The sequence below is a fragment of the Mesorhizobium sp. WSM4823 genome (assembly GCF_055811195.1).
The window spans coordinates 679,378-702,455 of sequence record NZ_JBVVQL010000002.1; the positions used below are offsets into that span (position 1 = coordinate 679,378).

The 23,078-nt window shown below is 62.2% G+C and carries 21 protein-coding genes; 5 read left to right on the plus strand and 16 right to left on the minus strand.

Features of this window, described 5'->3' with window-relative positions:
• The first annotated feature begins 282 nt into the window (after positions 1–282).
• The 3 genes from AC0L26_RS08165 to mazG all read left to right on the plus strand — a co-directional run bounded on the left by AC0L26_RS08165 (position 283) and on the right by mazG (position 3,691).
• Positions 283–1,467 carry an OpgC family protein gene (locus AC0L26_RS08165; RefSeq protein ID WP_473632079.1) on the plus strand — a complete coding sequence of 395 codons (1,185 nt, stop codon included), beginning with the start codon at positions 283–285 and terminating at the stop codon, positions 1,465–1,467.
• A 130-nt stretch (positions 1,468–1,597) separates the two neighbouring features.
• Entirely contained in the window at positions 1,598–2,782 is a 1,185-nt protein-coding gene (locus AC0L26_RS08170; protein WP_473632080.1) for an amino acid aminotransferase, read from the plus strand.
• Positions 2,783–2,866: 84 nt separating this feature from the next.
• Positions 2,867–3,691 (plus strand): nucleoside triphosphate pyrophosphohydrolase, encoded by an 825-nt coding sequence (gene mazG / locus AC0L26_RS08175; RefSeq protein ID WP_473632081.1) that lies wholly within the window; start codon positions 2,867–2,869, stop codon positions 3,689–3,691.
• A gap of 6 nt (positions 3,692–3,697) precedes the next feature.
• Here the strand turns inward: mazG and hflX are convergent, their stop codons facing one another.
• The 8 genes from hflX to dusB form a co-directional block, all read right to left on the minus strand.
• A complete protein-coding gene (gene hflX / locus AC0L26_RS08180; RefSeq protein ID WP_473632082.1) occupies positions 3,698–5,089 on the minus strand; it encodes a GTPase HflX in 1,392 nt (463 codons plus the stop codon).
• Positions 5,090–5,335, minus strand: coding sequence for an RNA chaperone Hfq (gene hfq, locus AC0L26_RS08185; protein WP_006202172.1), 246 nt, complete (start codon positions 5,333–5,335; stop codon positions 5,090–5,092).
• Between the two features lie 145 nt (positions 5,336–5,480).
• Positions 5,481–6,344 carry a D-amino-acid transaminase gene (locus AC0L26_RS08190; RefSeq protein ID WP_473632083.1) on the minus strand — a complete coding sequence of 288 codons (864 nt, stop codon included), beginning with the start codon at positions 6,342–6,344 and terminating at the stop codon, positions 5,481–5,483.
• 189 nt (positions 6,345–6,533) lie between these two features.
• Entirely contained in the window at positions 6,534–7,895 is a 1,362-nt protein-coding gene (gene ntrX, locus AC0L26_RS08195) for a nitrogen assimilation response regulator NtrX (protein ID WP_352930307.1), read from the minus strand.
• Positions 7,885–10,218 carry a sensor histidine kinase NtrY-like gene (locus AC0L26_RS08200; RefSeq protein ID WP_473632084.1) on the minus strand — a complete coding sequence of 778 codons (2,334 nt, stop codon included), beginning with the start codon at positions 10,216–10,218 and terminating at the stop codon, positions 7,885–7,887. The genes ntrX and AC0L26_RS08200 overlap by 11 nt, the downstream gene beginning before the upstream one ends.
• A gap of 170 nt (positions 10,219–10,388) precedes the next feature.
• On the minus strand, positions 10,389–11,849 hold the full coding sequence (gene ntrC / locus AC0L26_RS08205) for a nitrogen regulation protein NR(I) (RefSeq protein WP_473632085.1): 1,461 nt from the start codon (positions 11,847–11,849) through the stop codon (positions 10,389–10,391).
• Complete coding sequence (locus tag AC0L26_RS08210; protein ID WP_473632086.1) at positions 11,846–12,988, minus strand: two-component system sensor histidine kinase NtrB; 1,143 nt, start codon at positions 12,986–12,988, stop codon at positions 11,846–11,848. The genes ntrC and AC0L26_RS08210 overlap by 4 nt, the downstream gene beginning before the upstream one ends.
• Complete coding sequence (gene dusB, locus AC0L26_RS08215; protein ID WP_473632087.1) at positions 12,985–14,025, minus strand: tRNA dihydrouridine synthase DusB; 1,041 nt, start codon at positions 14,023–14,025, stop codon at positions 12,985–12,987. Before dusB ends, AC0L26_RS08210 begins: the two co-directional genes overlap by 4 nt.
• Before the next feature lie 139 nt (positions 14,026–14,164).
• Here dusB and AC0L26_RS08220 point away from each other — a divergent pair, with 139 nt between their 5' ends.
• Positions 14,165–15,394, plus strand: a complete 1,230-nt coding sequence (locus AC0L26_RS08220) for a bifunctional 2-C-methyl-D-erythritol 4-phosphate cytidylyltransferase/2-C-methyl-D-erythritol 2,4-cyclodiphosphate synthase (protein ID WP_473632088.1) — start codon at positions 14,165–14,167, stop codon at positions 15,392–15,394.
• A complete protein-coding gene (locus AC0L26_RS08225; protein ID WP_473632089.1) occupies positions 15,391–15,900 on the plus strand; it encodes a CinA family protein in 510 nt (169 codons plus the stop codon). Before AC0L26_RS08220 ends, AC0L26_RS08225 begins: the two co-directional genes overlap by 4 nt.
• Here the strand turns inward: AC0L26_RS08225 and AC0L26_RS08230 are convergent.
• The 8 genes from AC0L26_RS08230 to AC0L26_RS08265 form a co-directional block, all read right to left on the minus strand.
• Positions 15,876–16,334 carry a type II toxin-antitoxin system RatA family toxin gene (locus AC0L26_RS08230; protein ID WP_473632090.1) on the minus strand — a complete coding sequence of 153 codons (459 nt, stop codon included), beginning with the start codon at positions 16,332–16,334 and terminating at the stop codon, positions 15,876–15,878. The two genes, AC0L26_RS08225 and AC0L26_RS08230, sit on opposite strands and share 25 nt — an antisense overlap.
• A gap of 12 nt (positions 16,335–16,346) precedes the next feature.
• On the minus strand, positions 16,347–17,312 hold the full coding sequence (lipA, locus tag AC0L26_RS08235) for a lipoyl synthase (protein ID WP_473632091.1): 966 nt from the start codon (positions 17,310–17,312) through the stop codon (positions 16,347–16,349).
• Between the two features lie 135 nt (positions 17,313–17,447).
• Positions 17,448–17,705: a GlsB/YeaQ/YmgE family stress response membrane protein gene (locus AC0L26_RS08240; protein WP_095488615.1), complete on the minus strand. Its 258-nt coding sequence runs from the start codon at positions 17,703–17,705 to the stop codon at positions 17,448–17,450.
• A 96-nt stretch (positions 17,706–17,801) separates the two neighbouring features.
• On the minus strand, positions 17,802–19,247 hold the full coding sequence (gene lpdA / locus AC0L26_RS08245; RefSeq protein WP_473632092.1) for a dihydrolipoyl dehydrogenase: 1,446 nt from the start codon (positions 19,245–19,247) through the stop codon (positions 17,802–17,804).
• Positions 19,248–19,469: 222 nt separating this feature from the next.
• Positions 19,470–20,108: an SGNH/GDSL hydrolase family protein gene (locus AC0L26_RS08250; RefSeq protein WP_473632093.1), complete on the minus strand. Its 639-nt coding sequence runs from the start codon at positions 20,106–20,108 to the stop codon at positions 19,470–19,472.
• A complete protein-coding gene (locus tag AC0L26_RS08255) occupies positions 20,105–20,239 on the minus strand; it encodes a hypothetical protein (RefSeq protein ID WP_473632094.1) in 135 nt (44 codons plus the stop codon). The genes AC0L26_RS08250 and AC0L26_RS08255 overlap by 4 nt, the downstream gene beginning before the upstream one ends.
• Before the next feature lie 14 nt (positions 20,240–20,253).
• Positions 20,254–21,627 (minus strand): pyruvate dehydrogenase complex dihydrolipoamide acetyltransferase, encoded by a 1,374-nt coding sequence (locus AC0L26_RS08260; protein ID WP_473632095.1) that lies wholly within the window; start codon positions 21,625–21,627, stop codon positions 20,254–20,256.
• Positions 21,628–21,645: 18 nt separating this feature from the next.
• Positions 21,646–23,064, minus strand: a complete 1,419-nt coding sequence (locus tag AC0L26_RS08265) for a pyruvate dehydrogenase complex E1 component subunit beta (RefSeq protein WP_473632096.1) — start codon at positions 23,062–23,064, stop codon at positions 21,646–21,648.
• Positions 23,065–23,078: the final 14 nt, after the last annotated feature.

Consider the following 23,078-nt stretch of genomic DNA (forward strand, 5'->3'; position numbering starts at 1 on the left):
ATCCCGCACCTTGAGTTTTTTTCTCGATCCGGAAGGTCTTACCCCCTCACCGTCGCCGGTTACGGCTTCCCGTCCGCGCCTCTCAGCGCCACAACGCGCCGCGCAGTTTAGCGCCAGTGGATTTCAATGTTTATACCTGAATTAATTTGTGACGCGGGAAATCGCGAAGGTGTCATCTTTTTCGGGGCACTAGCGAGTTATAGGCAGGAAAGATTCACCGCCGAATCTTCCCTCGCCGACGGTCCTCTGGGTCCGCTTTGTTCAACGAATTATCGACCCCACATGACAAGCCCAGACACGACAAGCCCCGACATGACAGGCAATGTGCCAACCCAGCGGGATACCCGCATCGATGTCTTCCGCGCGCTAGCGCTACTGACGATCTTCATCAACCATGTCCCGGGCACGATCTACGAGCATTTCACGCTTAAGAACTTCGGCTTTTCCGACTCGGCCGAAGCCTTCGTGCTGATTTCAGGGATTGCCGTTGGGCTCGCCTACGGATTGAAGTTCCAGCCGGGGAACCGGTTGCTCACGACCCTGAAAGCCTGGCGGCGTGCCGGTGTCCTCTATGTCACCCACATCATGACCACGGTGGCGACGCTGGCGATCTTCTCGGCGGCTGCATTGCATTTCTCGCGGCCCGATCTTTTGAAGCTGATTAATATCCAGATGATCATCGAGGACACGCCGGAAGCGCTGCTCGGCATCGCGGCGCTCGGGCATCAGATCGGCTACAACAACATTCTTTCCATGTATGCCGTCGTACTTCTGACGGTGCCGCTTTTCCTGTGGATCGGCACTTTCAGCCTGCGCCTGATGCTTGCTGCGTCCGCTGTCCTCTGGCTCATCGCTGGCATTTTCCAGATCGCGCCTTCGGATTATCCCGGCGATGGCTTCTGGTTCCTGAACCCGCTCTCCTGGCAGTTTCTGTTCGTCATCGGGATCGCCGGCATGCTGCATGTCAAGCGCGGCGGCGAAATCCGCTTCAATTGGATGATGGCGAGCGCAGCCATCGGGTATCTGGTCGGCGCGCTGATTTGGGTGCGGCTGCCGCTGTGGGGCGTCGAGACGGCCTCCGGCCTGCCTACCGTGCTGACCGGTTTCGACAAGACATTCCTGTCGCTGTCGCGGCTCATGCACATTCTGGCGATCGCCTATCTGATGGTCGCGATCCCGGCGCTTTCCAACCTGGCGAAGACAGGGCCAAGCCACCCGCTCGCGGTCCTCGGCAAGCATTCGCTGCCAGTCTTCATCGCCGGAACGATCCTCGCCATGATCGCGCAGGTCATGAAGGTCGTCAGCCCGGGCGGGCTCCTCTACGACACGATCCTGATCTCGACAGGCATCGCGCTGCAGTTCGGCTTCGCCTATTACCTCGAATGGCTGCCGCGGATCGGTTGGGGCGGCAAGAAGCAGCAATCCGTCGCCGCCTTGCCGTCTGCCGCTACCCTCAAGCCGGCGTAAAAGAATGGCATGACCGGCTGACGTGCGGGAAGCCGCGCGGTTTGGCGGTTTTCACCCTAGTGCAAATGAAAACCGCTGGCGCGGCACGGCCGATTTGCGTATCACACCGCGGCCAACGGAACCGCGCCAAATGTTCGAAGACCTCCAGCCTGCCCCAGCCGACAAGATCCTTGCCTTGATCGGCCTCTATCGCGCCGATCCCCGCCCCGACAAGGTCGACCTCGGCGTCGGCGTCTACAAGGATCGCGATGGCAAAACGCCGGTGATGCGCGCCGTGCGCGAAGCCGAAAAGCGATTGCTGCAGAGCCAGGACACCAAGACCTACCTCGGCCTTGCCGGCGATACCGGCTTCAACACGGCGATGGCAAGGCTTGTCTTTGGCCCTGCGGCCGAGTTGACGCGCATCCGTGCGGCGCAGGCGCCTGGCGGCTCAGGCGCTCTGCGGCTGGTGGCCGAGCTGCTCAAGAGAACGCGATCGGACGCGACGATCTGGCTGTCCGACCCGACATGGCCGAACCATGTGCCGGTGATGCGTGCCGCCGGCTTCCAGATACGCGAATATCCTTACTTCGACGCGGCCTCAGGTGCTGTTCGCTTCGCCGACATGATGAGCGCGCTGGCGACCGCCAGGAGCGGCGACGTGGTGCTGCTGCATGGTTGCTGTCACAATCCGACAGGCGCCAATCTGGACACGGCACAGTGGGCTGAAATAGCCGACCTTCTCGTCGAGCGGGGCCTGCTGCCTTTTGTCGACATTGCCTATCAGGGTTTTGGTGAAGGCCTTGACACAGACGCCGCCGGCTTGCGCCTCTTGGCTGAAAAAGTTCCGGAAATGGTTGTTGCTTCGAGCTGCTCGAAAAATTTTGCCGTGTATCGCGACCGCGTCGGCGCGGCGATGATCCTGGCAAAAGACGGCGCGCAGGCGGATGTCGCCATGAGCCAAATGCTGTCGGCGGCGCGCGCCATGTACTCGATGCCGCCGGACCATGGTGCGGCCGCCGTGCGCATTGTGCTTGAAGACGCCGCACTGCGCGCCGACTGGGAAGCGGAGCTCGAGGAGACGCGCCGGCGCATGCTTCGGCTTCGGGTGCAGTTCGCCGAAGCGCTGCGGCGGCAGTCCAATTCCGATCGCTTCGATTTCGTCGCCAGCCATCGCGGCATGTTTTCCCGCCTTGGCCTGTCGGAGGCACAGGTCGAGCGGCTGCGCGCCGAGCACGGCGTTTACATGGTCGGTGACAGCCGCATCAACGTCGCCGGCCTGCCGGAGGACGGCATGGACGCGCTCGCCAAGGCGATCGTCTCCGTGCTCGACTGAGGCGCTGAGCAACGCTGTGGACAATCGCCCCTCGCCGTCCGACGGCGTTGGCTACACGGTCGGACGCAGGCTAGCATCCGGCCGATGAAACCCTCGAAGGACATTTCCCGGCTGATCGAGATCATGGCGGCGCTGCGGGCGCCCGAAACCGGCTGCCCGTGGGACATCGAGCAGGACTTCTCGACCATCGCACCCTACACGATCGAGGAAGCCTACGAGGTGGCGGACGCCATCGCGCGCGGCGACCTGGACGATCTGCGCGACGAGCTCGGCGACCTTCTGCTGCAGGTCGTCTATCATGCGCAGATGGCCGAGGAGGCCGGTGAATTTGCCTTTGGCGACGTGGTTCAGGCCATCACCACAAAAATGATCCGCCGCCACCCGCATGTCTTCGGCGACGAGAAGGCGCGCAGCGCCGGCATGGCCAAGGGCATGTGGGAGAAGATCAAGGCCGAGGAAAAGGCGGAAAAGCGAAGCGCCCGCCTCGCCCGCGGGCACGATCCGGAGGATCATGGCAAGGGCTTTCTGGACAGCGTACCGGTCGCCCTGCCCGCTTTGACCCGGGCGCTCAAGCTGCAGGAAAAAGCTGCACGCGTCGGCTTCGACTGGAGCGAGGCCACGCCGATCCTCGACAAGATCGAAGAAGAGATCGGCGAGTTGCGCGAGGCTCTTGCCAAAGGCGATACGGCTTCGATCAAGGACGAGTTCGGCGACATGCTGTTTGCCGTCGTCAATCTCGGTCGTCATCTCAAGGTTGATTCCGAAGCGGCGCTCAGCGGCACTAACGAGAAATTCCGGTCGCGGTTCCACTATGTCGAGCTAGCGCTGGAAGCGTCTGGAAATACGCTGGAAAAGGCCACGCTCGACGAGATGGAGGCGCTTTGGCAGCAGGCAAAGAGCGTGAAGTAACAGAGATTACCCGTTGTTTTTGCGGTGCAATCGGCTTTCTATCTCTTCATGAGCGCTTTGCGTCGCCTTGAGCGCTACGGTCACGCCGCCATCCTCATTGTCGGTGCGCGAGACGACATCGCCATTGCGGTAGAGCCAGTCGACAAGCCCGAGCTGCTCAGGCTTGAGCGTGATAGTCAGCGTTTCCAGTTCGCCTGACACCCTTGTCTCGATGACCGCCTTCAGCACATCGATGCCCTCGCCGGTGGCGGCCGAGATCGCGATCGGCGGTGTCTTGGTACCATCGGCGCCATCGGCAAGAAGCCGAGCCCTGTTGCCTTCGTCGAGCAGGTCGATCTTGTTCCATACTTCGATGACGCGGCTGGTGTCGCCTGCATCGACGCCGAGATCGGCCAGGATGCGCTCGACATCTTCGGCCTGGGCGGCCGTGTCGGGATCCGAAATATCGCGCAGATGGATGACGAGATCGGCCTCGACCACCTCTTCCAGCGTGGCCCGGAAAGCCGCGATCAGATGTGTCGGCAGGTCCGAGATGAAACCGACCGTGTCCGAAAGGATGACTGGCGTGCCATGCGGCAGTCGCACCCGGCGCAGCGTCGGGTCGAGCGTGGCAAACAGCATGTCCTCGGCCAGCACCCCTGCTCCGGTCAGCCTGTTGAACAGCGTCGACTTGCCGGCGTTGGTATAGCCGACGATCGCCACCACCGGAAAGGGCACCTTCTTGCGCTTGGCGCGGTGCAGGTCGCGGGTGCGCCGCACTGTTTCCAGCTCGTGCTTCAGCTTCTTGATCTTATCCTGCAGGGCACGGCGGTCCGATTCTATCTGGGTTTCGCCAGGGCCGCCGAGAAAGCCGGCGCCGCCGCGCTGGCGCTCGAGGTGGGTCCAGCTTCGCACGAGCCGGCCCTTTTGATAGTTGAGGTGCGCAAGATCGACCTGAAGCGTGCCTTCTTTGGTCCGCGCCCGCTCGCCGAAAATCTCCAGGATCAGCCCGGTGCGATCCAGCACCTTTGCGTTCAATTCCTTTTCCAGGTTGCGCTGCTGCACTGGCGTCAGCGGATGGTCGACAATGACCAGTTTGGCGTGGCCCTCTTTGACGATCTCGGCGAACTCCGCGACCTTGCCGCTGCCGAGCAGGGTCGCAGGGCGCGGATCGTTGACGGTCACCACCGCAGTATGGATCGGGTCGAGGTCAATGGCTTGGGCAAGGCCAACCGCCTCGTCGTGGCGAGCTTCGGCGGACCGAGTCAGGCGCGGACGATTCGTGTCTTCGTCGCCGCGCGGCTGACGGGTAAGCACCGGAACGATAACCACGGCCCGGGTCCGGCCTTCGGCTTCCGTCCCTGGCTGATATGCTGGTTTTTCGCGAACGCTGCGGTCCGCGTCTTTTTTACGTGCCAATCAGGCGCCCTGGCTTTCCTCGCCATCGAACATCTGAACCGGCTGGCTCGGCATGATCGTGGAAATGGCGTGCTTGTAGACGAGCTGGGAATGGCCGTCCCGACGCAGCAGAACACAGAAATTGTCGAACGAAGTGACCACACCGGTCAGCTTCACGCCGTTGATGAGAAAGATGGTGAGTGGATTTTTGCTTTTACGAACTGAATTCAGGAACAGGTCCTGAAGATTTTGCGATCGTTCCGCCATTGTTCTTGTCTTTCGCCGATCCCCTTCGGTTTGCACGTCAATGCGCCAAATTGTCAGGCACATGTCAAGCACGCAAACACCATCTTGCCGTCAATAACGACAAGCAGAACGAGATATATTGATGTTCATTCCACCTGTGCGGTTATCAGGCTGGACTTTTTTCCGCAACGTCAAAAAAGGCTTGCCGCAAGGAAAGTGTTATTGAGCCCGGATGACCGTTGGCGACGGGAGCGCCGTCGATCGCCACGATCGGCATGGCAATCGTGGTCGCGGAGCTGATGAAAGCCTCGCGCGCTGCCTTGGCCTCGGCGACCGAAAAGCCGCGCTCCTCGATCTTCAGGCCGAGCTTGGCAGCCACCTCGAACAGCGTGGTGCGGGTGATGCCGCGCAGGATGCCGTGCTCGGCCGGACGCGTCACCAGCACACCATCCCTGGTGACGATCCAGGCGTTCGACGATCCACCTTCCTTGACGGTGCCATCGGCATCGACGAACCAGGCTTCCTGGGCGCCGGCTTCCTTGGCCTTCTGCTTGGCGAGCACATTTGGCAGCAGCCCGACGGACTTGATATCGACGCGGTCCCAGCGATTCTCCGGCACGGTGATGACCTTGATCCCGCTTTCGGCTCGTTTCGCGGCAGCAGCCGGGTCGGCTTTCCTGGCGGTCACCACCAGCGACGGCTTCGTGCCCGCCGCCGGGAAAACAAAGTCTCGGCTGGCGACGCCACGCGTCACCTGAAGATAGACCAAGCCGTCGCTGACATGGTTGCGGCGGACCACCTCGCGCAAAATAATCGGCAACACGCCCCGCGTGACCGGCCAGACGATCGACAATTCGGTCAGCGAGCGGTTCAGCCGTCCGAGATGGCGAGGCATGTCGACGATGAAGCCGCGTGCTACCTCGCAGACCTCGTAGACGCCGTCGGCAAACTGATAGCCGCGGTCTTCGATATGCACGGAAGCGTCGGCGTGGGCGACATAGCGCCCGTTCACATAGGCAATGCGCGGCATGGGTCACCCCTGGAAAAGTCGGCGCATGACCCCGAAAATCGAAATGGTTTTCGGAAAGGGATCGTGCGCCAAATCAAACTGCTACAGCGTCCTTTGCGCGTCCCAAAAGACGGGCGCTGCAGCGCTTTCTTATGCGATTCCGCCGCGGCCGTAACCGATAATTGCGTAGGCCACTATTGGATTTGGCTGTCAGACGCCCAGCGATTTCAGCTTGCGATGAAGCGCCGAGCGCTCCATGCCGATGAACTCGGCCGTTTTCGAGATGTTGCCGCCAAAACGGTTGATCTGGGCGATCAGATAGTCCTTCTCGAACTGTTCGCGCGCCTCGCGCAACGGCAGCGCCATGATGTGCTGATCGGACTGATTTGGCGTGCGCGGCATCACGTCGCCGATCTCAGCGGGCAAGAGGTCGGCGGTGATCGGCGCATCGGCATCGTCGCCGCGCGCCAGGATCATCAGCCGCTCGACATTGTTGCGCAGCTGACGGACATTGCCTGGCCAGTTATGGGCCTGCAGCACCGCCAGCGCGTCATCGCCGATGCGCCGCGGCCGGATGCCGGCCTGACGGGCGATCTGCTTCATGAAGTTGTCGACAAGGTAGGGAATGTCCTCCCGCCGCTCGGCCAATCCCGGCACCATGACCGGAACCACTGCCAGGCGGTGATAGAGATCCTCCCGGAAACGACCGTCGGCGATCATGGCCTCGAGGTTCTGCGATGTCGACGAAATGATCCGGACATCGACCTTGACCCGCTTGGTGCCCCCTACCCGCTCAAACTGCTGTTCGACCAGCACGCGCAGGATCTTGTTTTGCGTTTCGCGCGGCATGTCGGCCACTTCGTCGATATAGAGAATGCCGCGGTGGGCTTCCTCAAGGGCGCCGACCTTGCGTTCGACACCGTTTGATTCGGTACCGAATAGCTCGACCTCCATGCGTTCGGGCGTGATGTTGGCAGCGGTCAACGCCACGAACGGCGCGCTCTTGCGCGCTGACAGCGCGTGGATGGCGCGTGCTGCGAGTTCCTTGCCCGATCCGGACGGGCCGATGATCATGACACGGCTGTTGGTCGGCGCGACCCGCTCGATTGTCTGGCGCAATTGGCTCATCGCCGAGGACATGCCGATCAGGTCGAAGGTTTCGCCGCTGCGCAGCTTGAGATCGGAAACCTCGCGTTTCAGCTTCGAGGTTTCAATCGCACGCTCGGCGATGAGGATCAGCCTGTCGGCCTTGAACGGCTTCTCGATGAAGTCATAGGCACCGCGCCGGATCGCCGAGACCGCTGTTTCGATGTTGCCGTGGCCCGAGATCATCACGACCGGCAGGTTCGGGTGCATCGTCTTGATCTCGTCCAGCAGCGCCAGTCCATCCAGACGTGAGCCTTGCAGCCAGATGTCGAGGAAAATCAGCCTCGGCGCCCGGTCGGCGATCGCCGCCAGGGCGCTGTCGGCATCGAATGCCGTGCGGGTTTCGTGACCTTCGTCGCTCAGAATACCGGCGACGAGTTCGCGGATGTCTTCCTCGTCATCGACGATGAGAATGTCAGACGCCATTACCGACCTTTTCAGTTTCTCTTTCGTGTTCCGTCCTGCCTTCGCCGCGCGACGGCACGGTGGCGGCGGCAAGCGGCAGGATGATGCTGATCATCGCGCCACGCCCGCCGTGGAAATCCGCCGGCGCGTCATGCAGCTCGAGCTGACCACCATGGTCCTCCACTATCTTCTTGACGATAGCGAGGCCAAGTCCCGTGCCCTTCTCGCGCGTCGTCATGTAAGGCTCGAGCAATCGCTGACGGTTCTCGCGCGGCAGGCCCTTGCCATTGTCGATGACGTCGATGCGAATCGCGTGATTCTGGCGCCCGGCTTGAATCCGGATTATGCCGTGCGAGCGGTCCTTTTGATCAAGTCCGTCAATCGCCTCGGCAGCGTTCTTGATAATATTGCCGAAAGCCTGCGCCATCAGGCGGCTGTCGAAAGTGCCTTTGAGCGGTTCGTTGCCGAACACGCGCTCGAAAGTGATGTCGGCGCGGCTCACTTCGACGAGGAATGAGGCTTCGCGCAGCGACTCGCGCAAATCGAGGGCCTTCATTTCAGGCTTCGGCATGCGTGCGAAAGCGGAGAACTCGTCGACCATACGGCCGATGTCCTCAACCTGCCTGATAATCGTATCGGTGCACTGATCGAAAACCTCGCGGTCTTCGGTGATGACCTTGCCGTAGCGGCGCTTGATGCGCTCGGCGGAAAGCTGGATCGGCGTCAGCGGGTTCTTGATCTCGTGAGCGATGCGCCGCGCCACATCCGCCCAGGCCGAGGAACGCTGCGCCTGGACCAGATCGGTGATGTCGTCGACAGTCACGACATAGGACTTCTCCTCCGAACCGTCGTCGCCGGCCTCGACCGTGATCTGCACGTTGAAGGTCCGCTCTGCGCCGGCGCGATAGAAGGTCACCTGCTCGCGGTGGACAGGCTTGCCCGATTTGCGGCCGATCTCGAAGACGCGGCCGACATGCGGCAGCACGGCGGAAAGATTCTGCCCGAGTGCGGCGGTGGCGGATATGGCCAGCATCGTCTCGGCCGACCGGTTGACGATGGTGACGATGCCGTACGGATCGACGCCGATGACGCCGGCGGTGACGCCGGCAAGCACGGCTTCCGAAAAACGTCGCCGCTCGTCGATCAAATCCTTGGCGGACAGAATCTCGTTACGCTGCGATTTCAGTTCCAGCAGCATCTTGTTGAAGGTGTCGCCGAGCGAGGCGACGTCGCCGTCGGAGGGCCGAACGGGCACCGCAACGTCGAGATTGCCGGTCGCGACCTCGTCAGCCGCGCCGATGAGCTGGCGAATGGGCCGCACGAGGCGGTCGGCGACCGCAATGCCGGTCCAGATGGCGGACAGGATGATGATCAGCGTCAGCGACAAATAGGGAAGCGCGAAGGCCACCTGCGAGGTTCGGCGATTGGCTTCCAGACCGCGGTATTCGTCGGTGTTGGACCTGACGATCTGCCGCGCCTTGATCACCTCGGGGTCGACGAGGCGAATGGTGTAGAGATAGAGCCCCTCGATCTCGCGCAGCTTGACGATGGCGCCCATGATGTTGCGCGTCTTCGGCTCGATCAGCACCGGCCTGCCGTCGGCGGCACTGCTCATCGCGCCTTCCGGCGGCTCCGGCATGGCAAAGTCCGCATCGGTCTTGGCGCTCATGACGAACGAACCGTCAGGCTTGACCAGTGCGGCATGGGCCAGCGAGCGCCCGACGGCTTCTTTGTTCATGAGATCGAGGAAGCCGGTTCGATCGAGGCCGTAGAGCGTGCGGGAGGCATCGAGATCGTAGGCCATCGACAGCGTCGTTCCCTGGAGATTGCGCGCGTTCTCCTGCACATAGGCGTCCGCAATCGACAGCGATGAATTGACGATCGTCTTGGTGCGGATCTCGAACCAGCGATCAAGGCCGATGTCGAGCGTGATCGAGGCGATGATTGCCACCATGATGGCGGGAATCGCAGCGACCAGCGCGAACATCGCGACGATCCGTACATGCAGCCGCGACGCCGCCTTGCCGCGCCGACGCGCCATCAGGATACGATGCACTTCGCGGCCGACCATCGCGATCAGGAACAGGATGAACGCCGCATTGAGGGCGATAAGCGCCAGCGTCGTCCTCTCGTCCGGCGTGATCGGCGTGGCACCAACGAGAATGGCGAAAGAGATCGCTGCCGTAACCAGCGCACCGACAACGGCCACCACGCCTGGCAGCGCAAGCAGCCGGCGTCCGTCCCTTGTTCCGGGTTCGCTGAAAAGCGGTTCGCTCAGTGTCGGTGCGTGTGAAGCCATGTCGCCGTCTAGAGCCAGTGATTGCGTCGGATCTATGCAACGCATTGTGGCGATTATGCAACAAGTGTGGCCTGGACGGAAATCTTTCGGCGATCGATCCCCTGGAAAGGCGCCGCTCTACCGGATCGGGCCGAAAAAATCGGGATCGACGGAGAGCATGATGCGAACTCAAAGCGTTAGAGCGAGCTTTGTACGTCAAACCGACGTAGGTCGCTCTATGCCTGCCTCGTCGATTTGTAGACGTTGACACCGAGTTCGCGGATTTTCTTGCGCAGCGTGTTGCGATTGAGGCCCAGGAGTTCCGCAGCCTTGATCTGGTTGCCCCGCGTTGCCGTCATCGAGGCGAGGACCAACGGGTATTCGACCTCGGAAAGAATGCGCTGATAGAGGCCGGCGGGGGGCAATTCGCCGGCGAACGAAGCAAAGTAGCGCTGCAGGAAATGTTCCACCGCCTGGCCGATCGACAGATCGTCGGGAATGAGGTTGCCGCCACCGGGAACGACCGGCCTTTCGCCGGTCTTCAGCTCCGCCTCGATAATCTCGGCGGAAATCTCATCCTGAGAATACAGCGCGGCCAGCCTGCGGACAAGATTTTCGAGCTCGCGCACGTTGCCGGGCCACGGATAACGCTTCATCAGCTCGATGCCGCCGGTGGAAATACGCTTGGTCTGCAGACCTTCGCTTGCACCGATCTTGAAGAAGTGGCGGACAAGATCAGGAACGTCCTCGGACCGCTCGCGTAGCGCCGGCAGCCTCAGCGGCACGACGTTCAGGCGATAGAAGAGATCCTCACGGAACAAACCCTGATTGATCAGCGTGCGCAGATCCTTGTTGGTGGCGGCGACGATGCGCACGTCGGTCTTGATCGGCGTGCGGCCGCCGACGGTGGTGTATTCGCCCTGCTGCAGGACGCGCAGCAGACGCGTCTGCGCTTCCATCGGCATGTCGCCGATCTCGTCGAGGAAGAGCGTGCCGCCTTCGGCCTGCTCAAAACGGCCGGTGGAGCGGTTCTGCGCGCCGGTGAAGGCGCCCTTTTCGTGACCGAACAGTTCCGATTCGATCAGGTCTCGCGGGATCGCCGCCATGTTGATCGCGACGAAAGGGCCGCCGCGGCGGCGGCCGTATTCGTGCAGCGCGCGCGCCACCAGTTCCTTGCCGGTGCCCGATTCGCCTGAAATCATCACCGTCAGGTCGGTCTGCATCATCCGCGCCAGCATGCGGTAGATGTCCTGCATGGCGGCCGAGCGACCGACCAGCGGCATCGTTTCCGGCGGCTCGTCCGCCCTCGCATCGATCTTCGGCCGCCGGGGCTCGGAAAGCGCCCGGTTGACGATGTTGAGAAGCTCGGTCAGATCGAACGGTTTCGGCAGATATTCGTAGGCGCCGGTTTCGGAGGCGCGAATCGCGGTCATGAACGTGTTCTGGGCGCTCATGACGATGACCGGCAGTTCCGGTCGCGCCTTTTTGATGCGCGGCAGCATGTCGAAGGCGTTCTCGTCCGGCATGACCACGTCGGTGATGACGAGATCGCCCTCGCCCGCCGCCACCCAGCGCCACAGTGTCGAGGCGTTGGACGTCACGCGCACCTCATGGCCGACGCGCGAAAGCGCCTGGTTGAGGACGGTGCGGATGGCCGCGTCGTCGTCGGCGACGAGAATATTGCCGCGAACCGTCATTTGCGGTCTCCTTCGCCATCGTCGTCCGTTCCGAACGGCGTTTCTTTCCAGGCTGGCATCAGAATGCGGAAGGTGGTTCCGCGCGGCGTCGAATCGCATTCGATGATGCCGCCATGCTCGCCGACAATTTTCGCGACCAGCGCCAGGCCAAGCCCCGACCCGTTCGGCTTGGTGGTGATAAAGGGATCGAACAGGATCGGCAGGATGTCTTCGGAGACACCGGAGCCGTTGTCGCGCACGCAGAATTCCAGCGGCAGCGACACGCGGCCCTGTGATCCCGGAACGGAGACACGGATGCCCGGCCGGAACGCGGTCGACAGGGTGATCTCGCCTTGCGGGTCGCCGCCAATCGCCTCGGCAGCATTTTTGACCAGGTTGAGGAACACCTGGATGAGCTGGTCACGGTTGGCGAAAACCGGAGGCAATGATGGATCATAATCCTCCAATATCTTAATTCGCTTGGCAAAACCGTTCTTGGCAATAGCCTTCACGTGGTCGAGCACGACATGGATATTAACCGGATAGCGATCGATCGGCCGCTCGTCGGAAAACACCTCCATGCGATCGACCAGCGAGACGATGCGGTCGGTCTCATCGGTGATCAGCCGGGTCAGCGCGCGATCTTCATCGGAAGCAGACAGTTCGAGCAGCTGGGCAGCACCCCGTATGCCGGATAGCGGGTTCTTGATCTCGTGGGCGAGCATCGCGGCCAAGCCGGTCACCGAGCGTGCCGCACCGCGATGCGTCATCTGCCGATCGATCTTGTCGGCCATCGATCTTTCCTGGAACATCACCACGACGGAACCCGGAAATTCCGACACCGGCGCGACATAGAGATCGACGACTTTCTCGATGCCAAGGCGCGGCGACGACACATCGACCCGATATTCGTTGACGGGTGCCAGGCGCTCGCGCACCTGGTCGACAAGCGTCAGCAACGGGCTGCCAAAGGGAATGAGCTTGGGTAGCGTGTTGCGGGCGAGCATGGTCGCGCTCGAGCGGAAGAAATCCTCGGCGTCGGCATTGGCAAAAGTGATGAACCCTTCCGCATCGACCATGATCACCGGGCGGCGGATGGTGTTGAGTACGATGTGGGCGGCGTCCGCCATATCGGTGCTCTGTGCAACAGTGGCATTCATGCCGCGCTCCGCAGGTTCATCGCCTCGGGAGCGCGTAAAAACACCTCACGCAACGCGGCAATGACGCGGACGGGCTCGAAGGAGGTGAGGATGGCCTTTCGCTGCTCATCAATGACGCTGGCCTGGCGATCGAGATACCAACTAAGATGTTTGCGCGCCTGGCGTACGCCGCTTTCGGTGCCGTAGAGCGTCAGCATGTCCTCGTAATGGGCAACGACGTAGTCGGCCAACGCCTCAGGGCCTTCGGGCACGCCAGGCGTCGCCTCTTTTGCTGCGGCTGCCGCGATGCTGCCTGCTGTCCAGGGCGCGCCATAATGCGCGCGTCCGATCATCACCGCGTCGGCGCCCGACTGGTCGAGGATCATTGCTGCCTCCGCCGGCGAGCCGACATCGCCATTGGCAACGACTGGGATCGACACAGCCTGCTTTATGCGCGCGATGGCGCGCCAGTCGGCCTTGCCCTGGTAGAACTGGCAGCGCGTGCGGCCATGCACCGTCACCATCTTGACGCCCGCCTGCTCGGCGCGGCGCGCCAGCATCGGCGCGTTGAGCGCGGTTTCGTCCCAGCCGAGCCGCATCTTGACCGTGACCGGCACTTCGACGGCGCCGACCACCGCGTCGATCAGCGACAATGCGTGATCGAGATTGCGCATCAGCGCCGAGCCGGCATAGCCGCCCGTCACCTTCTTGGCCGGGCAGCCCATGTTGATGTCGATGATGTCGGCGCCCTCGCCCGCGGCTATGCGGGCGCCCTCTGCCATATGCGGCGCCTCACGGCCGGCAAGCTGGACCATATGAACCGGCAGCCCGGAATGACGGATGCGCAGGCCGCAACCGGCCCTGCCCTTGGCAAGCTCGCCGCTCGCCACCATCTCCGACACGACCAGCCCGGCGCCATGCGCGTGCGCGCGTTGCCGGAATGGCTCGTCCGTTATGCCAGACATGGGTGCGAGAAACACGCGGTTACGGATATTCACGCCTCCCACATCGAGCGGCGAAGCCAATTGGGTCGAATCAAGTTTGGTCAAATCAGGCATGCACAAAAACCAAGCATCTTTGATTGCTGCACATTCTGTAACCAGAATGGTGACGATGTGCAACGCGCAATGACGTCACATTGAGGCGTATTTGGGAAAATGCTGGCCTTCGGCCTTGGCCGCGACTAAGCGTCTCGGCATGACAGATGCAAGCGAAAAGCAAGCTTCGGCTGCGGACGACAGAGTCGCCGTGGTTATCGTCGCGGCCGGGCGCGGCGCGCGCGCCGGTCAGGCCGACGGGCCGAAGCAATACCAAAGGATTGGCGGCCGTGCCGTCATCGCGCGCACATTGGACATGTTTTTGGCGCATCCGAGGATCGGCCCCGTCGTCGTTGCCATCCATGCCGACGACAGCGCGCTTTTTCGCAGCGCCGCCGGAGCCAGCGCCGATCGGGTCGTCACGGTCACCGGCGGCGCGTCCAGGCAGGACTCCGTTCGGCTCGGGCTGCTTGCGCTGAGGGGCCATGCGCCGGGCCAGGTTCTGGTCCATGATGCCGTTCGCCCGTTCGTCGACGCGGAATTGATAGATCGTACGATCGCCGCCATCGGCGAGCGCCAGGGAGCGCTGCCTGCCCTGCCGGTAGCCGACACGTTGAAACGTGAGTCGGGCGACGGCATGATCGGCGAGACGGTTTCCAGGAACGGTCTTCATGCCGCCCAGACGCCGCAAGGCTTTCCGTTCTGGCCGATCCTGGCGGCCCATGAAAAGGCCCATCATCTGGGCAAGGCGGATTTCACCGACGACGCCGCGATTGCCGAATGGGCGCATATTCCAGTGAAAATCGTTCCGGGCTCGCCGGACAACGTCAAACTCACCTGGGCAAGGGATATTTCGATGGCGGATCAGCGGCTTTCCGGCGAACGGCCGCGTTTTCCCGATATCCGCACCGGCAATGGCTACGACGTCCATGCCTTCGAGCCCGGTGACCACGTCATCCTGTGCGGCGTCTCCATCCCGCACGGCAAGAAACTGTCCGGTCATTCGGACGCCGATGTCGGCCTGCACGCCTTGACCGACGCGCTGCTCGCCACCTGCGGCGCCGGCGACATCGGCACACATTTCCCGCCATCGGATCCACGGTGGAAAGGCGCGGCCTCGCGGATATTCGTCGAACATGCGGCAAAGCTGGTGCGCGCGCGCGGCGGGCGCGTCGCCAATGCCGACATCACGTTGATCTGCGAGGCGCCACGGGTCGGCCCACATCGCGAAGCGATGACCGAAACCCTTTCGGTGATCCTGGGAATTTCCCGGGACCGCATCTCGATCAAGGCGACAACCAACGAAAAGCTCGGCTTTGTCGGCCGCGAGGAAGGCATAGCCGCCATCGCGACCGCCAGTGTCGTGTTTCCAGGGGAGGTCCCAGAATGAGCGACAGCGGCCTCGCAGATGCCCTGCTTCAGGCCTGCCAGCAGCGCGGCATCATGCTGGCGACGGCCGAGAGCTGCACCGGCGGCATGATTATCGCCGCCCTGACCGACATCGCCGGCTCTTCCACGGTGGTCGACCGCGGTTTCATCACCTATTCCAACGAGGCCAAGACGGAAATGCTCGGCGTTTCCGCCGCCGCGCTTGAAGTGCACGGCGCGGTCTCGCGGGAAACGGCAGTCGAGATGGCGCAAGGCGCCCTCACCCGTTCGCGCGCCGGATTGAGCCTTGCCGTTACCGGCATCGCCGGCCCAGGCGGCGGCTCGACGGAAAAGCCCGTCGGCCTGGTCTGGTTCGGTGTCGCCTTGACGGGCCGGCCGGTCGTCAGCGAATGCCAGTTGTTCGCCGATAAGGGCCGCAATTTCATCCGCCGGGAGACGGTCAAGCATGCGCTTGAACTGGGCTTGCGCGCACTCGCTGCGGATCAGGCCGCCGGCGCTGCCCCATAGATGACGTCGGCGCGCTTTTCGAACGCCTCGGAGAACATACGGAAGGCGCGATCGAACATCGCCCCCATCACCGCTCCCAGAATACGGCTCTTGAATTCGTAGTCGATGAAGAAGCAGACGTTGCAGCCGCCGTCGGCCGGCTCGAAGCGCCATACATTGCTCAGATATTTGAACGGACCATCGATGTATTTGACGTCGATAGCGTTCTCGTCAGGCTTCAAAAGCACCTGTGTGGTGAAAGTCTCGCGGATCGCCTTGTAGCCGATGCTCATGTCGGCGATGAGCAAGGAGCGCCCGTCGCGTTCCTTGCGCAAGCGAACCGTCAGCGCCTCGCAAAGCGGCACGAATTGCGGATAGGATTCGACATCGGCGACCAGAGCGAACATTTGTTCCGGCGTATGCGCAACGCGGCGATGGGCTTCGAATTGTGGCATGAAACCAGTGTGTTAGGCGGACTTCTTGAGAAATGCTTCCCGCGCCGCGCGCAATCTGGCGAAATCGTCGCCGGCATGGTGCGACGAGCGCGTCAGCGGACTTGACGCCACCAGCAGGAAACCCTTGGTCTTGCCGATCGTCTCGAAGGATTTGAATTCCTCCGGCGTGACGAAGCGGATCACAGGATGGTGCTTCTTCGACGGTTGCAAATACTGGCCGATGGTCATGAAGTCGACATTGGCCGAACGCAGATCGTCCATCAGCTGCAGGATTTCGTTCCGCTCCTCGCCGAGGCCAACCATGATGCCGGATTTGGTGAAGATCGACGGATCGAGTTCCTTGACCCGCTGCAGCAGCCTGATCGAATGGAAATAGCGGGCGCCCGGGCGGACCGTCAGATAGTTCGACGGCACGGTTTCGAGATTGTGGTTGAACACATCAGGCTTTGCCGCCACTACGATCTCCAGCGCGCCTTCCTTGCGCAGGAAGTCGGGCGTCAGGATTTCGATCGTCGTCAACGGCGTTGCCACCCTGATGGCGCGGATGACGTCGGCGAAATGTTGCGCGCCACCATCGGCAAGATCGTCGCGGTCGACGGAGGTGATGACGACATGGCTTAGGCCCATTTGCTTGACAGCGTGTGCGACGCGGGCGGGCTCGTCGGGATCGAGCGCGGTCGGTATACCGGTAGCCACGTTGCAGAAGGCGCAGGCGCGCGTGCAGATCTCGCCCATGATCATGAAGGTGGCGTGCTTCTTTTCCCAGCACTCGCCGATATTGGGGCAGCCGGCCTCTTCGCACACCGTCACCAGCTTGTGCGACTTCACGATCTCGCGCGTCTCGGCATAGCCTTTCGACATCGGCGCCTTGACGCGGATCCAGTCGGGCTTGCGCAGCACGTCCTGGTCGGGCTTGTGTGCCTTTTCAGGATGTCGCAGACGCGGCGCATTGGCGATCGTGTCGAGGACGGTGACCATCTGAAATCCGGTTTGTTGGCGATCGCCTGTCCGACGTTCGCTTTTCACAAGTCATCTAAGACTTTTCGCAGCAAAGAAAAAGGCCGCGGCGACGCATGCCGCCACAGCCGTTTTCGCATGGCAAGAGTTCAGCAACTAACGGCGCACCATGCGTCCTACCCAGATCAGCAGGCACGCACCAATGAAACCGGTGATCAGATAAGCGATCCAGCCGGCGCCGAAGGCGCCGATGTTGAGCGCCTGCAGGATGGCGTTCAGCACGATCGCGCCGACGATGCCAAGAATGATGTTCATCAGGATGCCGGTGTTGCTCTTCATGAACATCTCGGCAAGCCATCCTGCCAAACCGCCGATGATGATGGCTGCTACCCAGCCCACGCCGTTCACGTCCATATGCCCTATCCTTGTGTGATGAATGCATCCGGAAACGAATTACCTTGCCGTCGAGTTCCTTGGCTCTCGCGTGTTGAGTCTGAGGCAGCCGATTTATCATGCGTTCAGCGCGCGGCCATAGGCGTCTAGGACGCTTTCCTTCATCATCTCTGACAGCGTTGGGTGCGGGAAAATCGTGTGCATCAGTTCTTCCTCGGTGGTCTCCAGATTCATCGCCACGACAAAACCCTGGATCAGCTCGGTCACTTCGGCGCCAACCATATGCGCCCCAAGCAACTGCCCGGTTTTCTTGTCGAAAATGGTCTTGACGAAGCCCTGGTCCTCACCAAGCGCAATGGCCTTGCCGTTGGCGGCGAACTGGAAGCGGCCGACGCGGATGTCCTTGCCCTCGGCTTTCGCTTTCGCTTCGGTCAGCCCGACGGAAGCTACCTGCGGATTGCAATAGGTGCAGCCCGGAATCTTCAGCTTGTCAGTGGCGTGCACGCCGGGGAAATTGGCGATCTTTTCCACGCAGACCACGCCCTCATGCTCGGCCTTGTGGGCCAGCATGGGCGGGCCGGCGACATCGCCGATCGCATAGATGCCGGGCACATTGGTCTTGCCGTAGCCGTCGACGACGACGCAGCCGCGTTCGGTCTTCACACCAAGCGCTTCGAGGCCTAGATTCTCGATGTTGCCCTGCACGCCGACGGCCGAGATCATCCGCTCGGCGGTGATCTTCTCGACCTTGCCGTCCTTCATCTCGACATGCGCGGTGACCGAGTTCGCTGATTTCTCGACCTTGGTCACCTTGGCTTCGAGAATGATCTTCATGCCTTGCTTCTCGAACTGCTTCTGCGCGAACTTCGAGACCTCGGCGTCCTCGACCGGCATTACCGCCGGCAGCAGCTCGACCACCGTCACCTCGGCGCCCATGGTGCGGTAGAACGAGGCGAACTCGATGCCGATGGCGCCCGAACCCATCACCAGCAGCGATTTCGGCATTTCCTTCGGCACCATTGCCTCGAAATAGGTCCAGATCAGTTTGCCGTCGGGCTCGATGCCGGGCAGCGCACGCGGCCTGGCGCCGGTGGCCAGTATGATGTGCTTGGCGGTGTAGGTGCCCTCGCCCTTGACGCCCTTGGGCGCCGGCGGCTGCGGCTCCATCGGCTTCTTCGACGATTTCGACACGACGATCTCACCGGGTTTGGTCAGCTTGGCTTCGCCCCAGATCACATCGACCTTGTTCTTTTTCATCAGGAAGGCAACGCCGCCGTTGAGCCTGAGCGAGACTTTTCGCGAGCGGTCGACGACGGCAGCGGTGTCGACGCTGACCTTGCCGTCGAGCTTCAAGCCGTAGTCCTTCAGATGGTCCGAATAGTGCATTATCTCGGCCGAACGCAGCAGCGCCTTGGTCGGGATGCAGCCCCAGTTGAGGCAGATGCCGCCGAGATGCTCGCGCTCGACGATTGCCGTCTTGAAGCCGAGCTGGGCCGAACGCACCGCCGTGACGTAACCGCCGGGGCCGGAGCCGATGATGATGACGTCATAGGATTCAGCCATTTTACGGTCCTTGTTGAAGCGTGGCTTTACCGAAAGAAGGATTCGGTATCGAATACGGCTCGTACCTCAGTGTTGGAGGCGCGAAAGCTGGCTCGTGCATCAATATCGAAAAGGCGTCGGAAACCCAGAGCCCCAGGCATGCATAACCTGCAAGAAGCCGACTTCGACGACCTTGCCAATGCACAGCCAACCAAAAGCCAATGATCAGACTTGCATCGACTATCATGTCGCTAACATCACGCGCACGAGCGGCGCCAGCGCCTCGCCAATGTTGCGTGTGTTTTCCGCATCAAGATGAACGCCGTCGAGCGGGGTGGTCTCAGCCACCGTGCCGGCATCGAAGAAGCCGCAGCCGGCCTCGTCGGCAAGGGCGGAATATTGCGCCGCCAGGCGCTTCGACGCCTCGTCGCCGCCGGCGAACATTTCCTTGAACTCGGCATTCTCGGTGCGGCTGACAGCGGGCGGCGAAACGATGAGGATCTGCGGCGCCGGCCAATCGAACGGGTAGTCGTGGCCACGCACGATATCGATCAGGCGCTGGATGCCTTGCTTGGCTGCGACCGGATTGCCGTGGATCCACGGCTTCATGTCGTTGGCGCCGAGCATGATGATGATCAGGTCGATCGGCGCGTGCGTCATCAGGATGGTCGGCAGCACTCTTGCGCCGTTTCGGTCGGCGCCGGCCAGATGATCGTCGAAAGCCGTTGTGCGGCCGTTCAAGCCTTCGGCAATAATCTCGACACCGCCTCCCAGCGCTGCCTGCAGCACGCTCGGCCAGCGGTCCTCGAGCGGGTGGCGATCCAAGCTTGCCGCATCATAGCCCCAGGTCAGCGAATCGCCGTAGCAAAGAATTGTTTTCATGCGTTCGCCCCGCTTCCGCCAAAGCCTGTTTGGGCGCGCTCTATCAGCCGGCCCACGAACAGCCCCTGCACAATGATCGGTGCGACGCCGGGGCCAATGAAGGCAAAAAGGCTGGTGAAGAATTTCCGCACCGCCTTCTTCCTTTCTAGACCAGCATGCCCATCGGATTTTCGATCATGCGCTTGAAGGCGACGAGCAGTTCGGCGCCGAGCGCACCGTCGACGGCGCGATGATCGGTCGATAGCGTCACCGACATGATGGTGGCGATCTTGATCTCACCGTTCTTGACCACCGCGCGCTGCTCACCGGCGCCAACGGCTAGGATCGTCGCATGCGGCGGGTTGATGACGGCGGCAAAGTCCTTGATGCCGAACATACCGAGATTGGACACCGCGGTGGTGCCGCCCTGATATTCTTCCGGCTTCAGTTTGCGGCTGCGGGCACGGCTGGCAAGATCCTTCATCTCGTTCGAGATGACGGACAGCGTCTTTTCGTCGGCACGGCGGATGATCGGCGTGATCAGGCCGCCGGGGATCGACACGGCGACACCGACGTCGGCATGCTTGTGCTTGACCATGGCGCTTTCGGTCCATGAGGCATTGGCGTCCGGCACCGCCATCAGCGCCATTGCCATTGCCTTGATCACCATGTCGTTGACCGACAGCTTGTAGGCCGGCGCTTCGCCCTTGTCGGTCTTCTTCACCGGGGCGGCCGAGTTGATCTGCGTGCGCAGCGCCAGAAGCGCGTCAAGCTCGCAGTCGAGCGTCAGGTAGAAATGCGGGATGGTGGTCGTGGCCTCGACCAGCCGGCGCGCGATGGTCTTGCGCATGTTATCGTGCGGAACAAGCTCATAGGAGCCTTCTGCAAACAGCTTCAGCACCTGCTCGTCCGCCATTGGCTTGGCTGCGACAGCCGGAGCCGAAGCGCCGGCGGGCGCCACTTTTGTAGCGGGCGCCTTGGCGCCACCACCGGAAATCGCTGCATCCACATCGGCCTTGACGACGCGGCCATGCGGGCCGGAGCCGGTCACCGCGGAGACATCGACGCCGGCTTCCCGGGCGATGCGACGGGCCAGCGGCGAGGCGAAGGTGCGCTCACCGCTTGCATGGCCGTTGGCGACCGGAGCCGCTTCCGCTTTGGGCGCAGGTGCGGCGGCAGGTTCCGACTTCGGCGCTTCGGGCTTTGGCGTTTCGGCTTTGGGGGCATCCGCTTTCGGAGCCTCGGCCTTTGCCGGCGCAGCGCCGTCACCGCCCTTCGCGGCAGCCGCTGCATCCTCGCCCTCAGCCGCGAGCACGGCGATCAACGCGTTGACCTTGACGCCTTCTGTGCCGGCCGGAACGACCAGCTTGGCGACCGTGCCCTCATCGACGGCTTCGACTTCCATCGTCGCCTTGTCGGTCTCGATCTCGGCGATCACGTCGCCCGGCGAAACCTTGTCGCCCTCCTTGACGAGCCATTTGGACAGATTGCCCTCTTCCATCGTAGGCGAGAGGGCCGGCATGGTAATGTTGATCGGCATTTTGTCCTCCCGCCCTGCTCAGCGATATGTGACGGCTTTGACCGCCTCGACGACCTCGCCGACATTGGGCAGCGCCAGCTTTTCGAGGTTTGCCGCGTAGGGCATCGGCACGTCCTTGCCGGCAATGGTAATGACAGGCGCGTCCAGGAAATCGAAGGCGCGCTGCGACACTTGGTTGGCGATGTGGTCGCCGACCGAGTTCTGCGGAAAGCCTTCCTCGACCACGACCAGCCGGTTGGTCTTCTTGACCGAGGCGATGATGGTGTCGAAATCGAGCGGACGGATGGTCCTGAGGTCGATGATCTCGGCATCGATGCCCATCCCGCGCAACTCGGCCTCGGCCTTAATCGCATAGGTCATGCCGATGCCGAAGGAGACGATCGTGACATCCTTGCCTGATTTATGGATGCGCGCCTTGCCGATCGGCAGCACGAAATCATCCATCTTCGGCACGTCGAAGGAGTGGCCATAGAGGATTTCATTTTCGAGGAAGATAATCGGGTTCGGGTCGCGGATCGCGGCCTTCAGCAATCCCTTGGCGTCGGCGGCGGTGTAGGGCATCACCACTTTCAGACCGGGAATGTGGCTGTACCAGGCGGCATAGCACTGCGAATGCTGGGCGGCGACGCGGGCAGCCGCGCCGTTCGGCCCACGAAAGACGATCGGTGCGCCCATCTGGCCACCGGACATGTACAGCGTCTTGGCGGCGGAGTTGATGATCTGGTCAATCGCCTGCATGGCGAAGTTGAAGGTCATGAACTCCACGATCGGTTTCAGGCCGGCCATCGCCGCGCCGACGCCTACGCCGGCAAAACCGTGCTCGGTGATCGGCGTGTCGACGACGCGTCGCGCCCCGAATTCCTGCAGCAGCCCTTGCGTGATCTTGTAGGCGCCCTGGTACTCGGCGACCTCCTCGCCCATGACGAAGACGTCGCCGTCACGGCGCATTTCCTCGGCCATCGCGTCGCGCAACGCCTCGCGCACGGTGGTCGAGACCATTTCGGTGCCAGCCGGGATGTCCGGATCGGCGGCAATTTCGGTTCTCGGCGCGGCGGCGACAGGTGCTGCTGCCTCGCTCTTGGCCGGCGCAGCCGCGGGCGCTGCCGTTTCAGCCTTGGCGGGCTCCGTGGTTGCGGTTTCAGCCTTAGCGGGTTCTTCTTCGCCGACGCCTTCGCCTGCCTTGTCGATGTCCTCGCCATCAACGGCGAGCACGGCGATCACTGCATTGACCTTGACGCCTTCGGTGCCGGCAGGAACCACGATCTTGGCCAGCGTGCCTTCGTCGACGGCCTCGACTTCCATCGTTGCCTTGTCGGTCTCGATCTCGGCGAGAACGTCACCGGCGGCGACCTTGTCACCCTCTTTCTTCAACCACTTGGAAACATTGCCCTCTTCCATCGTCGGCGAGAGAGCGGGCATGAGAATTTCGATCGGCATGTCCTTGCCCTCTC

Bases quoted from the DNA above. Each gene is read 5' to 3' on its own strand.
- AC0L26_RS08260 (WP_473632095.1), bottom strand. From the start codon at position 21,627: ATGCCGATCAACATTACCATGCCGGCCCTCTCGCCTACGATGGAAGAG.
- mazG (WP_473632081.1), top strand. From the start codon at position 2,867: ATGAAACCCTCGAAGGACATTTCCCGGCTGATCGAGATCATGGCGGCG.
- AC0L26_RS08220 (WP_473632088.1), top strand. From the start codon at position 14,165: ATGACAGATGCAAGCGAAAAGCAAGCTTCGGCTGCGGACGACAGAGTC.
- AC0L26_RS08250 (WP_473632093.1), bottom strand. From the start codon at position 20,108: ATGAAAACAATTCTTTGCTACGGCGATTCGCTGACCTGGGGCTATGAT.
- dusB (WP_473632087.1), bottom strand. From the start codon at position 14,025: ATGCCTGATTTGACCAAACTTGATTCGACCCAATTGGCTTCGCCGCTC.
- AC0L26_RS08200 (WP_473632084.1), bottom strand. From the start codon at position 10,218: ATGCGTTGCATAGATCCGACGCAATCACTGGCTCTAGACGGCGACATG.
- AC0L26_RS08225 (WP_473632089.1), top strand. From the start codon at position 15,391: ATGAGCGACAGCGGCCTCGCAGATGCCCTGCTTCAGGCCTGCCAGCAG.
- AC0L26_RS08265 (WP_473632096.1), bottom strand. From the start codon at position 23,064: ATGCCGATCGAAATTCTCATGCCCGCTCTCTCGCCGACGATGGAAGAG.
- AC0L26_RS08170 (WP_473632080.1), top strand. From the start codon at position 1,598: ATGTTCGAAGACCTCCAGCCTGCCCCAGCCGACAAGATCCTTGCCTTG.
- ntrC (WP_473632085.1), bottom strand. From the start codon at position 11,849: ATGACGGTTCGCGGCAATATTCTCGTCGCCGACGACGACGCGGCCATC.
- AC0L26_RS08210 (WP_473632086.1), bottom strand. From the start codon at position 12,988: ATGAATGCCACTGTTGCACAGAGCACCGATATGGCGGACGCCGCCCAC.
- AC0L26_RS08230 (WP_473632090.1), bottom strand. From the start codon at position 16,334: ATGCCACAATTCGAAGCCCATCGCCGCGTTGCGCATACGCCGGAACAA.
- AC0L26_RS08190 (WP_473632083.1), bottom strand. From the start codon at position 6,344: ATGCCGCGCATTGCCTATGTGAACGGGCGCTATGTCGCCCACGCCGAC.
- ntrX (WP_352930307.1), bottom strand. From the start codon at position 7,895: ATGGCGTCTGACATTCTCATCGTCGATGACGAGGAAGACATCCGCGAA.
- AC0L26_RS08240 (WP_095488615.1), bottom strand. From the start codon at position 17,705: ATGGACGTGAACGGCGTGGGCTGGGTAGCAGCCATCATCATCGGCGGT.
- hfq (WP_006202172.1), bottom strand. From the start codon at position 5,335: ATGGCGGAACGATCGCAAAATCTTCAGGACCTGTTCCTGAATTCAGTT.
- AC0L26_RS08165 (WP_473632079.1), top strand. From the start codon at position 283: ATGACAAGCCCAGACACGACAAGCCCCGACATGACAGGCAATGTGCCA.
- lpdA (WP_473632092.1), bottom strand. From the start codon at position 19,247: ATGGCTGAATCCTATGACGTCATCATCATCGGCTCCGGCCCCGGCGGT.
- lipA (WP_473632091.1), bottom strand. From the start codon at position 17,312: ATGGTCACCGTCCTCGACACGATCGCCAATGCGCCGCGTCTGCGACAT.